Source organism: Pseudomonas sp. URIL14HWK12:I12, from assembly GCF_003097135.1.
Classification (GTDB): Bacteria; Pseudomonadota; Gammaproteobacteria; order Pseudomonadales; family Pseudomonadaceae; genus Aquipseudomonas.
Window position 1 is genome coordinate 207,710 of record NZ_QEQL01000002.1, and the last position, 14,289, is coordinate 221,998.

Annotated in this window: 12 protein-coding genes and 1 pseudogene; all 13 read left to right on the forward strand. The window is 63.4% G+C overall.

The genetic code is table 11. The features are described 5' to 3' along the window. Positions 1-63 precede the first annotated feature (63 nt). The 13 genes and pseudogenes from mraZ to F474_RS08050 all read left to right on the forward strand — a co-directional run bounded on the left by mraZ (position 64) and on the right by F474_RS08050 (position 14,276). Positions 64-519 (forward strand): division/cell wall cluster transcriptional repressor MraZ, encoded by a 456-nt coding sequence (mraZ, locus tag F474_RS07990; RefSeq protein ID WP_097088899.1) that lies wholly within the window; start codon positions 64-66, stop codon positions 517-519. Beyond that, positions 516-1,463, forward strand: coding sequence for a 16S rRNA (cytosine(1402)-N(4))-methyltransferase RsmH (gene rsmH / locus F474_RS07995; RefSeq protein ID WP_097088901.1), 948 nt, complete (start codon positions 516-518; stop codon positions 1,461-1,463). The genes mraZ and rsmH overlap by 4 nt, the downstream gene beginning before the upstream one ends. Then, complete coding sequence (ftsL, locus tag F474_RS08000) at positions 1,460-1,753, forward strand: cell division protein FtsL (protein WP_097088903.1); 294 nt, start codon at positions 1,460-1,462, stop codon at positions 1,751-1,753. The genes rsmH and ftsL overlap by 4 nt, the downstream gene beginning before the upstream one ends. Beyond that, positions 1,750-3,492: a penicillin-binding protein 2 gene (locus F474_RS08005; protein WP_097088906.1), complete on the forward strand. Its 1,743-nt coding sequence runs from the start codon at positions 1,750-1,752 to the stop codon at positions 3,490-3,492. Before ftsL ends, F474_RS08005 begins: the two co-directional genes overlap by 4 nt. Further along, complete coding sequence (locus tag F474_RS08010; RefSeq protein ID WP_097088907.1) at positions 3,492-4,955, forward strand: UDP-N-acetylmuramoyl-L-alanyl-D-glutamate--2,6-diaminopimelate ligase; 1,464 nt, start codon at positions 3,492-3,494, stop codon at positions 4,953-4,955. Before F474_RS08005 ends, F474_RS08010 begins: the two co-directional genes overlap by 1 nt. Then, entirely contained in the window at positions 4,948-6,315 is a 1,368-nt protein-coding gene (gene murF, locus F474_RS08015) for a UDP-N-acetylmuramoyl-tripeptide--D-alanyl-D-alanine ligase (RefSeq protein ID WP_097088909.1), read from the forward strand. The genes F474_RS08010 and murF overlap by 8 nt, the downstream gene beginning before the upstream one ends. Further along, positions 6,315-7,397 carry a phospho-N-acetylmuramoyl-pentapeptide-transferase gene (gene mraY, locus F474_RS08020; protein ID WP_097088911.1) on the forward strand — a complete coding sequence of 361 codons (1,083 nt, stop codon included), beginning with the start codon at positions 6,315-6,317 and terminating at the stop codon, positions 7,395-7,397. Before murF ends, mraY begins: the two co-directional genes overlap by 1 nt. Before the next feature lie 5 nt (positions 7,398-7,402). Continuing rightward, positions 7,403-8,749: a UDP-N-acetylmuramoyl-L-alanine--D-glutamate ligase gene (gene murD, locus F474_RS08025; protein ID WP_097088914.1), complete on the forward strand. Its 1,347-nt coding sequence runs from the start codon at positions 7,403-7,405 to the stop codon at positions 8,747-8,749. Beyond that, complete coding sequence (gene ftsW / locus F474_RS08030; protein ID WP_097088916.1) at positions 8,746-9,960, forward strand: putative lipid II flippase FtsW; 1,215 nt, start codon at positions 8,746-8,748, stop codon at positions 9,958-9,960. The genes murD and ftsW overlap by 4 nt, the downstream gene beginning before the upstream one ends. Continuing rightward, positions 9,950-11,020, forward strand: coding sequence for an undecaprenyldiphospho-muramoylpentapeptide beta-N-acetylglucosaminyltransferase (gene murG / locus F474_RS08035; protein ID WP_097088918.1), 1,071 nt, complete (start codon positions 9,950-9,952; stop codon positions 11,018-11,020). The genes ftsW and murG overlap by 11 nt, the downstream gene beginning before the upstream one ends. 13 nt (positions 11,021-11,033) lie before the next feature. Further along, positions 11,034-12,457: pseudogene (gene murC / locus F474_RS08040) on the forward strand (UDP-N-acetylmuramate--L-alanine ligase); the annotation flags it as partial. Beyond that, complete coding sequence (locus F474_RS08045; RefSeq protein WP_097088922.1) at positions 12,449-13,405, forward strand: D-alanine--D-alanine ligase; 957 nt, start codon at positions 12,449-12,451, stop codon at positions 13,403-13,405. The pseudogene murC and the gene F474_RS08045, both read left to right, overlap by 9 nt. A gap of 4 nt (positions 13,406-13,409) precedes the next feature. Beyond that, positions 13,410-14,276 (forward strand): cell division protein FtsQ/DivIB, encoded by an 867-nt coding sequence (locus tag F474_RS08050; protein ID WP_097088925.1) that lies wholly within the window; start codon positions 13,410-13,412, stop codon positions 14,274-14,276. Positions 14,277-14,289: the final 13 nt, after the last annotated feature.

Genomic DNA, 14,289 nt, shown 5'->3' on the forward strand with positions numbered 1-14,289 from the left:
GGTGGAAAGTGGCACGAAGTGGGGAAAATGGGCGCGATGGGAACTCGAACGGGGTAATCAATAGTGTTTCGCGGAGCGAATGCGATCAGTCTCGATGCCAAGGGGCGGCTAGCCATGCCGAGCCGGTATCGTGACGAGCTCAATTCGCGCAGCTCCGGCCAGTTGATCATCACTATCGACACTGTCGACCCCTGCCTGAACGTGTACCCGCTCGATGAGTGGGAAATCATTGAAACCAAGCTCCGGGCTTTGCCCTCCTTGCGTGATGACGTCAAGCGCCTGCAGCGTCTGCTGATTGGCAATGCGGTAGACCTGGAGCTCGATGGTAGTGGCCGTTTCCTGGTGCCCCCGCGTTTACGTGAGTACGCCAAGCTCGACAAGCGGGCGATGCTCGTGGGGCAACTGAACAAGTTTCAACTGTGGGACGAGGACGCCTGGAACGCAGTTTCCGCAGCCGACCTCGAGGCGATTCAACAACCGGGTGGCATACCCGAAGACTTGCGTGATCTGATCCTGTGAACACCGATAGCTGCTTTACCCACGTCACAGTTCTGCTGGGCGAGGCCGTCGATGCCTTGGCCGTGAGTGCGGGTGGCTGTTATATGGATGGGACCTTCGGCCGGGGCGGGCATAGCCGAGCGATACTTGGCCAGCTTGGGCCCCAGGGCCGGCTCATCGGGTTCGACAAAGACCCTCTGGCGATTGCAACCGGGCAAGCGCTGGCGGCCGAAGACGGCCGCTTCGTCATTGTGCAGCGCAGTTTCGCCGAGCTGGGGCAAGTCGCTGCAGAACTGGAGCTGGCGGGCAAGGTCAACGGCGTGCTACTTGACCTCGGCGTTTCGTCGCCACAACTCGACGACCCGCTGCGCGGTTTCAGCTTTCTGAACGATGGCCCCCTGGATATGCGCATGAACCCGTCTCAGGGCGTTAGTGCTGCGCAGTTCATAGCCACCGCTGGCGAAGACGAGATCGCGCGTGTATTCAAGGAATATGGCGAGGAGCGCTTCGCCAAGCGCATGGCTCGAGCCGTTGTGCAGCGGCGGGAGGTCGAGCCCTTCGAACGCACTGCCGATCTCGCGCAGGTGCTCAAGGACGCCAATCCGGCCTGGGAAAAGAACAAGCACCCTGCAACCCGTGCATTCCAGGGTTTGCGCATTCATGTGAACAACGAGCTGGGTGACCTCGAAACAGGGCTTCAGGCGGCGTTGGATGCCCTCGAGGTAGGTGGCCGGCTGGTAGTCATCAGCTTCCATTCGCTGGAAGACCGCATCGTCAAGCTGTTCATGCGCCGCCAGGAAAAGGGCGAAGCCGACAACCTGCCACGCAACCTACCGGTTCGCATCCAGCCATTTGAGCCAGTGCTGCGCACCTTGGGCAAGGCGCAGTTCGCTTCCGAAGCAGAGCTTGCGGCCAACCCCCGTGCGCGCAGTGCGGTCATGCGTGTTGCGGAGAAGCTCCGATGAGCAAGCGCTTCGACAAGCCCCTACCCGGGGGCACCGGCTTGCTGCTGCTGCTGTTTATCGGCGTACTGGCTTCTTCCATTGCGGTCGCTTACAGCGCGCACCTGAATCGGCAGTTGCTCAACACCCTTTATACCCAGCTCAACGATCGCGACAAGGCTCAAGCGGAATGGGGCCGGCTGATCCTTGAGCAGAGTACCTGGACCGCCAACAGCCGCATCGAGACGCTGGCGACCGAGCAACTGAAGATGCGTGTACCCGATGCCGCCGAGATCCGGATGGTGTCGCCATGATGAAGCTCGAAGGCGCACTCTACCCCTGGCGGTTTCGCATCGTTCTCGGCCTGCTGGGCGTAATGGTGCTGGGCATCAGTGCACAGATCGTCAACCTGCAATTGATCGATCACGACTTCCTGAAAGGGCAGGGCGACGCCCGTAGCTTGCGGCATATCCCGATTCCAGCCCACCGGGGCCTGGTCACCGATCGCAACGGCGAGCCGCTGGCAGTCAGCACCCCTGTCAGTACCTTGTGGGCCAACCCCAAGGAAATGCAGAACGACAAGAACCGCTGGCCTGACCTCGCCCGCGCGTTGGGGCAGAACCCTGCGCAGTTGAGCGAGCGGCTTGAAGCGAACGCCAACAAGGAATTCATCTATCTGGTGCGCGGCCTGACCCCCGAACAGGGCCAGGCGGTGATGGATCTGAAAATCCCCGGTGTGTACAGCATCGAGGAATTTCGCCGTTTCTACCCGGCAGGTGACACCACGGCGCACATGGTCGGCTTTACCGACCTGGATGATCACGGCCGCGAGGGGGTGGAGCTGGCCTACGAGGATTGGCTGGCCGGTGTGCCGGGCCGGCGCCAGGTCATCAAGGACCGGCGCGGCCACCTGATCCGCGACGTGCAGGTCACCAAGAATGCCAAGGCCGGGAAAACCCTGGCCTTGTCCATTGACCTGCGCCTGCAATACCTGGCTACCCGCGAGCTGCGCAAGGCCATCCAGGAAAACCAGGCCAAGGCCGGTAGCCTGGTGATCATGGACGTGAAGTCCGGCGAGGTGCTGGCCATGGTCAACATGCCCACCTACAACCCCAACAACCGCCGCACCATGATCCCGGCAGCCATGCGCAACCGCGCCATCATCGACGTGTTCGAGCCAGGCTCGACCATGAAACCCCTGTCGATGAGCGCTGCGCTTGAAACTGGCCGTTGGAAACCGACGGACAAGGTCGAGGTGTACCCTGGCTCGCTGCAGTTGGGCCGCTACACCATCAAGGACGTGTCCAAGTCCGAAGGCCCGGTGCTCGACCTGACCGGCATCCTGATCAACTCCTCCAACGTTGGCATGAGCAAGGTGGCCTTCGACGTGGGGGGTGAAAACATCTACCGCGTCATGGCCTCGGTGGGCCTTGGGCAGTATTCCGGCCTTGGCTTTCCGGGTGAGCGTGTGGGCAACCTGCCCAATCACCGCGAATGGCACAAGGCTGAAACCGCGACCCTGTCCTATGGCTACGGCCTGTCGGTAACCGCCCTGCAACTGGTGCATGCCTACGCCACTCTGGCCAACCATGGCCGGCTGGTGCCCTTGTCGATTCTCAAGGTCGACAAAGACCCCGCCAGCACCCAGGTGATCCCGGAGAAGGTGGCCGACACCATCCAGGGCATGTTGCAACAAGTCATCGAAGCGCCGCGCGGCGTTTATCGTGCTCAGGTGCCGGGCTATCACGTGGCAGGCAAGAGCGGTACCGCGCGCAAGGCGACCGTCGGCTCGCGTGGCTACACCGAGAACGCCTACCGTTCGCTGTTCGCAGGCTTTGGCCCGATGAGCGACCCGCGTTATGCAATCGTGGTGGTCATCGACGAACCCAGCGCTGGCGGTTATTTCGGTGGCCTGGTATCGGCGCCGGTGTTCAGCAAGGTCATGTCTGGCACGCTGCGCCTGATGAACGTGCCACCTGATAATCTGCAGCCGCTGCCGCCCCAGCAGGCAGCCAATGCCCCGGCGACCCAGGCCAAGGGAGGGCGCGGCTGATGAGCCAGCAACTGACCCACCTGTTCACCCAGGCCAGCCAGAATCCATCGATCCGTGAACTGACGCTCGACAGCCGGCAGGTGCGTCCTGGCGACCTGTTCCTGGCGGTCCCCGGCGGCCGTGCCGACGGCCGTGACCATATAGAGGAAGCGCTCGCTCATGGTGCGGCTGCCGTCGCTTATGAGAGCGAGGGGGCTACGGTGCTGCCGTTGACCAATGTGCCGCTGATCCCCGTGAAGGGGTTGGTGGCGCAGCTGTCGGCTATCGCAGGCAGCTTCTACAACGAGCCGGGCCGCCATCTCGACTTGATTGGCGTGACCGGCACCAACGGCAAGACCACAACCACGCAACTGATCGCGCAGGGCCTGGATGCATTGGGCAACCGGTGCGGTACCCTCGGCACCCTCGGCTGCGGCTTCGTCGGGGCGATCCAGGCCGGCAAGCTGACGACCCCCGACGCGGTCTCGGTGCAGGCTTACCTGGCTGACCTGCGCAAGGCGGGTGCCCGTGCGGTGGCCATGGAAGTCTCGTCCCATGCGCTGGACCAGCACCGAGTGGCGGCGCTTCCGTTCGACGTGGCGGTGTTCACCAACCTGACACGTGACCACCTCGACTACCACGGCACTCTGCAAGCCTATGGCGAGGCCAAGGCAAAACTGTTCACACGCCCCGAGCTGGGCCACCGGGTGATCAACCTCGACGATCCGTTCGGGCGTGTGCTCGCCGGGCGTGAGCACGAGTCGAAACTGATCACCTACAGCCTGGAAGACGAGCGCGCCACGCTGTTCTGCCGTGATGCCGACTTTGGGGATCACGGCGTGAAGGCGTTGCTTGCGACACCTTATGGCCGCCATACCCTGCGCAGCCCATTACTGGGCCGCTTCAACCTGAGCAACGTGCTGGCTGCGGTCGGCGTGCTCGTTGCCTTGGGGCATCCGATGGATGAAATCCTTCACATCGTGGCCCGCTTCAAAGGCCCTGAGGGGCGGGTGCAGCAGCTGGGCGGCAACGGCGTGCCGCGTGTCGTTGTGGACTACTCCCACACACCCGATGCGCTGGAAAAGATTCTCCAGGCGCTGCGCCCGCACGTGCAGGGCCAACTGGTCTGCGTATTTGGTTGCGGTGGCGATCGTGACCGCGGCAAGCGCCCGGAAATGGCTGCCATCGCTGAGCGCTTGGCCGACCGGGTGGTGGTGACCGATGACAACCCCCGCACTGAAGCACCTCAGGTCATCTTCGACGACATTCGGGCCGGCTTCGCCAACGCCAGCGCGGTGGCATTCATTTCGGGCCGAGGTGAAGCGATCGACCAGGCGATCGGCCAGGCTGCGGCAGGTGATCTGCTGGTGATCGCTGGCAAGGGCCATGAGAACTATCAGGAGATCGACAACGTGCGCCACCCTTTCTCCGATGTGCAACGGGCTCAGCAGGCGCTGGCAAAATGGGAGGCCGATCATGCTTGAGGCCCTGACACTCAGCGCTATCGCCGGCCCCCTGCAAGGCCGCCTGGTAGGTGCCGACATGCCTTTCACCGGTGTGAGTATCGATAGCCGCGCCATTGGTGCCGGCCAGCTCTTCGTTGCCTTGGCCGGCCCACGTTTCGATGGTCATGATTACCTGGCCGAGGTTGCCGCCAAGGGCGCGGCCGCCGCATTGGTGCAGAAGGAAGTACCGGGTGCGCCACTGCCTCAACTGGTGGTGGCCGACACGCGTCTGGCCCTGGGTGAGCTCGGCGCGCTCAACCGTCGCGCGTTCACCGGGCCGGTGGCCGCTATCACCGGCTCCAGCGGTAAAACTACCGTCAAGGAAATGCTCGCCGCGATCCTGCGTGAACAGGGGCCAACATTGGCCACGCGCGGCAACCTCAACAACGACCTTGGCGCGCCTTTGACCTTGCTCGAGCTCTCACCCGAGCATCACGCAGCGGTCATCGAGCTGGGTGCCTCCCGTATCGGCGAGATCCGCTATACCGTTGGCCTGACCCAACCCCAGGTAGCACTGATCAACAACGCAGGTACCGCCCATGTGGGCGAGTTCGGCGGCCCGGACAAAATCGTCGAGGCCAAGGGTGAGATTCTCGAGGGCCTGGGGCAGGGCGGTACTGCAGTATTGAACCTGGACGACAAGGCGTTCGAGACCTGGCGCACGCGTGCCGGTAACCACCGTGTACTGACCTTTTCCTTGAATAAGCCTGAAGCTGACTTCCGCAGCCTCGACCTCCATAACGACGAGCGCGGTTGCCCGGCCTTTACCCTTGCATGTGCTGCGGGCCAGGTCGAGGTGCAGCTGAACCTGCTTGGCCGTCACAATGTGCTCAATGCAACAGCTGCGGCAGCCGCCGCCAGTGCCATGGGCGTCGCTCTGGACGTAATCGGCCGTGGGCTCAACAACGTGCAGCCAGTGAAAGGGCGCACCGTCGTCAAGATGACCGCCGAAGGGGCGCTGGTGATCGATGACAGCTACAACGCCAACCCCTCCTCGGTGTGCGCGGCTGTTGATATACTCGCCGGCTTTTCCGGCCGCACGGTCCTCGTGCTCGGAGATATCGGCGAATTGGGTGACTGGGCGGCCGAAGGCCATCGCCAAGTCGGCGCCTATGCCCAAGGGAAGGTCGATGCGTTGTACGCCGTTGGCCCATTGATGGCCAACGCAGTCGCTGCGTTCGGCCCGAAAGCCCGCCATTTCGATAATCAGGCTGCACTGATCGAGGCCGTTCGGGCCGAGCTTGGCAGCCAAACCACTCTATTGATCAAAGGCTCGCGCAGCGCTGCGATGGAAAACGTCGTGGCGAGCTTGTGCGGTGCCGGCGGGGAGAAACACTGATGCTGTTGCTGTTGGCCGAATTCCTTCAACAGTTCTACAAGGGCTTCGCGGTCTTCCAGTACCTGACCCTGCGCGGGATTCTGGGTGTGCTGACTGCGCTGATCCTCGCGCTGTGGCTGGGGCCGTGGATGATTCGTACCCTGCAGATCCGCCAGATCGGCCAGGCGGTGCGCAATGACGGGCCGCAATCGCACCTTTCCAAATCCGGCACCCCCACCATGGGCGGCGCCCTGATTCTCTCAGCCATTGGCATCAGCACGCTGCTGTGGGCGGACCTGTCCAACCGCTTCGTCTGGGTCGTGTTGGTGGTGACGTTCCTGTTCGGTGCCATCGGCTGGGTCGACGACTATCGCAAGGTGATCGAGAAGAACTCCCGGGGCTTGCCGAGCCGCTGGAAATACTTCTGGCAATCGGTCTTCGGCCTTGGCGCAGCCATCTTCCTGTTCAAGACCTCAAACAATCCGATCGATACGACGCTGATCATCCCCATGCTCAAGGACGCCAGTATCCCGCTGGGCGCCGGTTTCATGGTGCTTGCCTACCTGGTGATCGTCGGCTCCAGCAACGCGGTGAACCTCACCGACGGCCTCGACGGCCTGGCCATCATGCCCACGGTGATGGTGGGCGGGGCGCTGGGCATCTTCTGCTACCTCTCCGGTAACGTGAAGTTCGCCGAATACCTGCTGATTCCCTATGTGCCCGGTGCCGGCGAGCTGATTGTGTTCTGTGGTGCGCTGATCGGTGCGGGCCTCGGGTTTCTCTGGTTCAACACCTACCCCGCGCAGGTGTTCATGGGCGATGTCGGTGCACTGGCGCTGGGCGCTGCACTGGGCACCATCGCGGTGATCGTGCGCCAGGAGATCGTGCTTTTCATCATGGGTGGCGTGTTCGTGATGGAAACCCTGTCGGTGGTGATCCAGGTCGCGTCGTTCAAGTTGACCGGCCGCCGCGTGTTCCGCATGGCGCCGATCCACCACCATTTCGAACTCAAAGGCTGGCCTGAGCCACGCGTGATCGTCCGCTTCTGGATCATCACCGTGGTGCTGGTGCTGATTGGCCTTGCCACGTTGAAGCTGAGGTAGGCACCGTGTCCCTGATCGCTTCTGACCAGTTCCGCATCGTTGTCGGCCTCGGCAAGAGCGGCATGTCCCTGGTTCGCTTCCTGGCGAACCAGGGCGTGCGCTTCGCCGTGGCCGACACTCGCGCGAACCCGCCGGAGCTCGAGACCCTGCGCCGCGACTACCCTCAGGTCGAAGTGCGCTGCGGCGCACTGGATGTGGATTTCCTCTGTCGCGCCAGCGAGCTGTACGTCAGCCCTGGCCTGGCTTTGGCTACCCCTGCCTTGCAGGAAGCGGCCGCACGAGGGGTGTTGATGTCCGGTGACATCGACCTGTTCACTCGCCACGCCAACGCGCCTGTCATCGCCATCACCGGCTCCAATGCCAAGAGCACCGTGACCACCCTGGTGGGTGACATGGCGGTGGCGGCAGGCAAGCGCGTAGCGGTGGGCGGTAACCTGGGCACCCCAGCGCTGGACCTATTGGCAGATGACATCGAACTGTACGTGCTGGAGCTGTCGAGTTTTCAGCTCGAAACCACGCACCAGCTCAATGCTGAAGTGGCCACGGTGTTGAACGTCAGTGAGGACCACATGGACCGCTACAGCGGCATGCCGGCCTATCACCTGGCCAAGCACCGCATCTTCCGGGGCGCACGCCAGGTGGTGGTCAATCGCCAGGACGCCTTGACCCGGCCGCTGCTGGTCGAGGGCGTACGCAGCTTCAGCTTTGGCCTGAACGCGCCAGACTTCAACGCCTTCGGCCTGCGAGAAGAGAATGGCGAGAAATACCTGGCCCATGCGTTCGAGCGGCTGATGCCGGTCAGCGAGCTGAAAATGCGCGGCGCGCATAATCATGCCAATGCCCTGGCGGCGCTTGCCCTTGGCCACGCTGCCGGGCTGCCGATGCCTGCCATGTTGGCCGCGCTGCGGGCCTTCACTGGCTTGCCGCATCGCTGCCAATGGCTGCGCGAGCGTGCAGGCGTTGCCTGGTACGACGACTCCAAGGCAACCAATGTCGGTGCGGCGCTGGCAGCCATCGAAGGGCTGGGTGCAGATATTCCCGGCAAAGTGGTGCTGGTAGCAGGCGGTGATGGCAAAGGCGCCGATTTCGCCGCACTCAAACCTGCCGTTGCGGCCCATTGCCGCGCGGTGGTGCTGCTGGGCCGTGACGGCCCGCGTTTGGGGCAGGTGCTCGACGGTGCCTGCAGGCAGGTAGCGGTGCAGTCGCTGGACGAAGCCGTGCTTCGCGGCGCCGAGCTTGCGGAGCCGGGCGACGCAGTGCTGTTGTCGCCGGCCTGCGCCAGCCTGGACATGTTCAAGAATTACGAAGAACGCGGTCGGTTGTTCGCCGAAGCGGTGAGGGCCCTGCCATGATCTTCAACATCATCAAACCGTACCCGTCGCCACTGATCAGCAACCGCGGCATCGACTTGGACTTCCCGATGCTGGCCGGTTGCCTGGCGCTGCTGGGCCTGGGCCTGGTGATGATCACTTCCGCGTCATCCGAAGTGGCTGCCGCGCAAATGGGCAACCCGCTGTACTACATGATCCGGCACATCATCTACCTGGTGATCGGCCTGGGCGCGGCAGGGGTGATGATGATGATCCCCGTGGCCACCTGGCAGCGGCTTGGCCCATTGCTGCTGCTCGCAGCCTTCGGCCTGTTGATGGTGGTGCTGGTGCCGGGCCTGGGCCGTGAAGTCAACGGGTCGATGCGCTGGATCGGTTTCGGTGCCTTCAACGTTCAGCCCTCAGAGATTGCCAAGGTGTTCGTGGTGCTGTTCCTGGCCGGTTACCTGGTGCGCCGCCAACAGGAAGTTCGCGAGAGCTGGATGGGCTTTCTCAAGCCGCTGATCGTGCTGTTGCCTATGGCGTTCCTGCTGCTGATGGAGCCAGACTTCGGTGCCACGGTCGTGATGATGGGCGCCGCCGGTGCGATGCTGTTTCTTGGCGGCGTGGGTATGTTGCGGTTCGGCATGCTGGTGATCGGTGGGGTGCTGGCGGTCGTGGCGCTGGTCTATGCCCAGCCCTATCGGATGGCGCGCCTGACCTCCTTTACCGACCCTTGGGCTGACCAGTTCGGCTCTGGCTACCAGCTGACCCAGGCGCTGATCGCCTTCGGCCGCGGCGAGTGGCTGGGCGTGGGGCTGGGCAACAGCGTACAGAAGCAGTTTTACCTCCCTGAGGCGCACACCGACTTCGTATTCTCTGTTTTGGCCGAGGAACTGGGCCTGGTGGGTTCGCTGTGCACCGTGGCGCTTTTCGTGTTCGTATGCGTGCGCGGCATGTACATCGGTTTGTGGGCCGAAAAGGCCAAGCAATATTTCGCGGCCTACAGCGCTTACGGCCTGTCGATGCTGTGGATCGGCCAATTCCTGATCAACGTCGGCGTGAACGTGGGCCGCCTGCCAACCAAGGGCCTGACCCTGCCATTTCTGAGTTACGGCGGCAGCTCGCTGGTGATCTGCTGCGCGTGCCTGGGCTTGCTGCTGCGCATCGAGTGGGAGAGCCGGACGTACCTGGGCAGCGAAGAGGTGGAGTTCGATGAGAGCGACTTCGCCGAGGAGCCTCATCATGGCCGGTAATGTGCTGATCATGGCTGGAGGTACCGGCGGGCACGTCTTCCCTGCGCTGGCCTGTGCACGTGACTTCCAGGCGCGCGGCTATCGCGTGCACTGGCTCGGCACGCCGCGCGGTATCGAGAACGACCTGGTACCCAAGGCAGGCTTCCAGCTGCACCTGATCAATGTCAGCGGGCTTCGCGGCAAAGGTGTGAGCTCCCTGCTCAAGGCACCGTTCGTGTTGCTCAAGGCACTGGGCCAGGCGCGGGCGGTAATCCGTAAGCTTTCGCCAGTTTGCGTCGTCGGGTTCGGCGGCTACGTCAGCGGCCCGGGCGGCCTGGCCGCGCGCCTGGCAGGCGTACCGTTGATCGTGCACGAGCAGAATGCCGTGGCCGGCACTGCCAATCGCCTGCTGGTGCCTTTGGCCGCACGCGTGTGCGAGGCCTTCCCGGAAACCTTCAAAGCCCAGGCCAAGCGCCGCACCACCGGTAACCCGGTGCGCCCGGAGCTGTTTCTTGAAACCCCGCGCCAGCGGTTGGAAGGGCGCCGCCCGCGCTTGCTGGTGATGGGCGGCAGCCTGGGTTCCGAGCCCCTCAATAAGCTGGTGCCGCAAGCGCTGGCGCAGGTGCCGGAGGCGTATCGCCCGGAAGTGTTCCACCAGGCCGGCAAGCAGCATGGCCAGGCGACGGCCGACCGCTACCGCGAAGCCGGCGTCGAGGCCCAGGTGGAGCCTTTCATCGACGACATGGCCCAGGCCTACGCCTGGGCAGACCTGGTCATCTGCCGCGCAGGTGCGCTGACCATCAGCGAGCTGGCCGCCGCAGGGCTCCCCTCGATGCTGGTGCCGTTGCCCCATGCCATCGATGACCACCAGACACGCAATGCCGATTACCTGGCCCGGGAAGGCGCTGCCTTCGTGCTGCCACAAGCGACAACCGGCGCCGCAGATCTTGCTGCGCGCCTGAAAGAGGTTTTGATGCAACCGGAAAAACTCAGCGCCATGGCGAGCACCGCACGCCGCCTGGCCAAGCCCGACGCCACCCGCACCGTAGTGGAAACCTGCCTGGAGGTGGCCCATGGTTGAAAGCCAGAAAGCCATGGCCCAGCCCGAGATGCGCCGCATCCGTCGCATTCATTTCGTCGGCATCGGCGGGGTAGGGATGTGCGGGATCGCCGAGGTGCTGTTGAACCTGGGTTACCAAGTATCGGGTTCTGACCTGAAAGCGTCGGCAGTAACCGAACGCCTGAAGACCTTCGGCGCCGAAATCTTCATCGGCCACCAGGCGGAAAACGCCGCCAAGGCCGATGTGCTCGTGGTCTCCAGCGCCGTGAACAAAAGCAACCCAGAAGTGGCTACCGCCTTGGAGCGGCGGATTCCTGTGGTGCCGCGCGCCGAGATGCTTGCGGAGCTAATGCGCTATCGCCACGGCATTGCGGTAGCCGGTACCCACGGCAAGACCACCACCACCAGCCTGATCGCCTCGGTGTTTGCCGCGGGCGGGCTTGATCCTACCTTCGTCATTGGCGGCCGGCTGACCGCTGCGGGCACCAATGCCCAGCTCGGCACCAGCCGTTACCTGATTGCCGAAGCCGATGAAAGCGACGCCAGCTTCCTTCACCTTCAGCCTTTGGTGGCAGTTGTCACCAACATCGACGCCGACCATATGGCGACCTACGAAGGCGACTTCAACAAGTTGAAGAAAACCTTCGTCGAGTTCCTGCACAACTTGCCGTTCTATGGCCTGGCGGTGGTCTGCCTCGATGACCCTGTCGTGCGCGAGATTCTGCCGCAAGTGGCTCGCCCTACCGTCACTTACGGGGTAAGCGAAGAGGCAGACGTGCGCGCCATCAATATTCGCCAGCAAGGCATGCGTACCTTCTTCACGGTATTGCGCCGCGACCGCGAGCCGCTTGAGGTGTCGGTCAACATGCCGGGCAACCATAACGTGCTCAACGCCCTGGCCACGATCGCCATCGCCACGGATGAAGGCATCAGCGACGAAGCGATCGTCCAGGGGCTGTCGGGCTTCCAGGGCGTAGGCCGGCGCTTTCAGGTGTACGGCGAGCTGCCCGTGGAAGGCGGCAGCGTGATGTTGGTGGACGATTACGGTCACCACCCACGCGAGGTCGCGGCGGTGATCAACGCCATTCGTGGCGGCTGGCCGGAGCGCCGGCTGGTGATGGTGTATCAGCCCCATCGCTTCAGCCGCACGCGCGACCTGTACGACGATTTCGTACAAGTGCTGGGCGACGCCAATGTGCTGCTGTTGATGGAAGTCTACCCCGCAGGTGAAGAACCCATTCCTGGCGCCGACAGCCGCCAGCTGTGCCACAGCATCCGCCAGCGCGGCCAGCTCGACCCTATCTACGTCGAGCGTGGCACCGAGCTCGCTCCCGTGGTTCGGCCGGTGTTGCGCGCCGGTGACATCCTGCTGTGCCAAGGGGCGGGCGATGTCGGTGCCATCGCGCCTCAGCTGCTGAAAAGCCCGCTGTTCGCAGCGGCGAAGGAGGCATGATGGCCGACTACGCGCAACTGATCGCCAACATGACGCCGTCGGATTTCGGCCGCGTCGCCGTGCTCTACGGTGGCAAGAGCGCCGAACGTGAGGTCTCGCTGAATTCTGGTGCCCAGGTGCTGCAGGCACTGCAGGCCGCCGGGGTCGATGCATTCGGCATCGACGTGGGCGATGACCTGCTTCAGGTGCTGCAGCGCGAGCACATCGACCGTGCTTTCATCGCCCTGCACGGCCGTGGCGGCGAAGACGGCAGCATGCAGGGCTTGCTCGAGTGCCTGGGCATTCCTTATACCGGCAGCGGAGTTCTGGCTTCGGCGCTGGCGATGGACAAGCTGCGCACCAAGCAAGTGTGGGCCAGCTTGGGCATCTCTACCCCACGCCACGCAGTGCTTGCGAGCGAATCGGACTGTTTTTGCGCTGCCGAGGAACTGGGCTTCCCTTTGATCGTCAAACCCGCCCATGAAGGCTCCAGTATCGGCATGGCCAAAGTGATGGGTTTGCAAGCTTTGGTCGAAGCCTGGAAAGACGCAAGCACCTACGATTCGAACGTTTTGGTCGAGCAATGGATCGACGGCCCTGAATACACAGTGGCCATTCTGCGTGATCAGCCCCTTCCGGCCATTGCGCTGGGTACCTCCCACGCATTCTATGACTACGACGCCAAGTACCTGGCTTCCGACACTCAATATCGTGTGCCCTGCGGCCTCTCGCCCGAACGTGAGCAGGCACTGGCTGAGCTATGCCTGCAGGCCTGCAAGGCGCTGGGCATCGCAGGGTGGGCGCGGGTGGACGTGATGCAGGACGCAAACGGTGAATTCTGGCTGCTGGAGGTCAACACCTCCCCCGGCATGACCGATCACAGCCTGGTACCGATGGCCGCTCGCGCCGCCGGCCTGGATTTCCAACAACTGGTGCTTTCCATTCTTGCCGCCAGCGTAGCGGCACGGGGTTAAAGACATGCGTGGCGCGTCGATTCGTCATCAGCAACCGCTGCCCAGCCGCAAGGCGCCCCCTCGGGGCGCCAGCCGCATGGTGGCCAAAGAGCCCTTGAGCGCGCGTATCCCGCGCCCAGGGACCGGCTGGCTGAAAAAGCTGCTGTGGCCGCTTCTGGTTGCGGGCCTCGGCGCTGGCAGCTGGTATGGCACCCAGTACGCCATGCCCTACATCGACCGCCCTATCACCCACATCAATGTGCAGGGTGACCTGAGCTACATCAGCCAGGAAGCGGTGCAGCAGCGCATCGCGCCTTACGTGAATTCGCGGTTTTTCAGCATCGACCTGAACGGGCTGAGCGCGGACCTTCAGACCATGCCATGGATTGCCCACGCCGAAGTACGTCGGGTGTGGCCAGATCAGGTAGTGATCCGCCTGGAGGAGCAACTGCCAGTCGCCCGTTGGGGCGATGATCAGTTGCTGAACAACCAGGGCCAGGCGTTCGCGCCACGGGAGTTGGCCAACTACGAGCACCTGCCGCAGCTCTATGGGCCGCAGCGGGCGCAGCAACAGGTAATGCAGCAGTACCAGGTGTTGAGCCAGATGCTCCGGCCGATGGGCTTTTCCATTGCCCGGCTGGAATTGCGCGAACGTGGCAGTTGGTTCCTGACCACCGGTGCCGGCCCTGCCGGCCCGGGCATGGAGCTGCTGCTGGGGCGTGATCATCTGGTGGAGAAGTTGCGCCGGTTCATTGCCATCTACGACAAGACGCTCAAAGACCAGATGACAAATATCGCTCGCGTCGACCTGCGCTACTCCAACGGCCTGGCCGTAGGCTGGCGCGACCCGAACGCAGCCCCGCAGGCCCAGGCGGCCGTGGCGAAGAATTGAGGAAGAGGCAGGA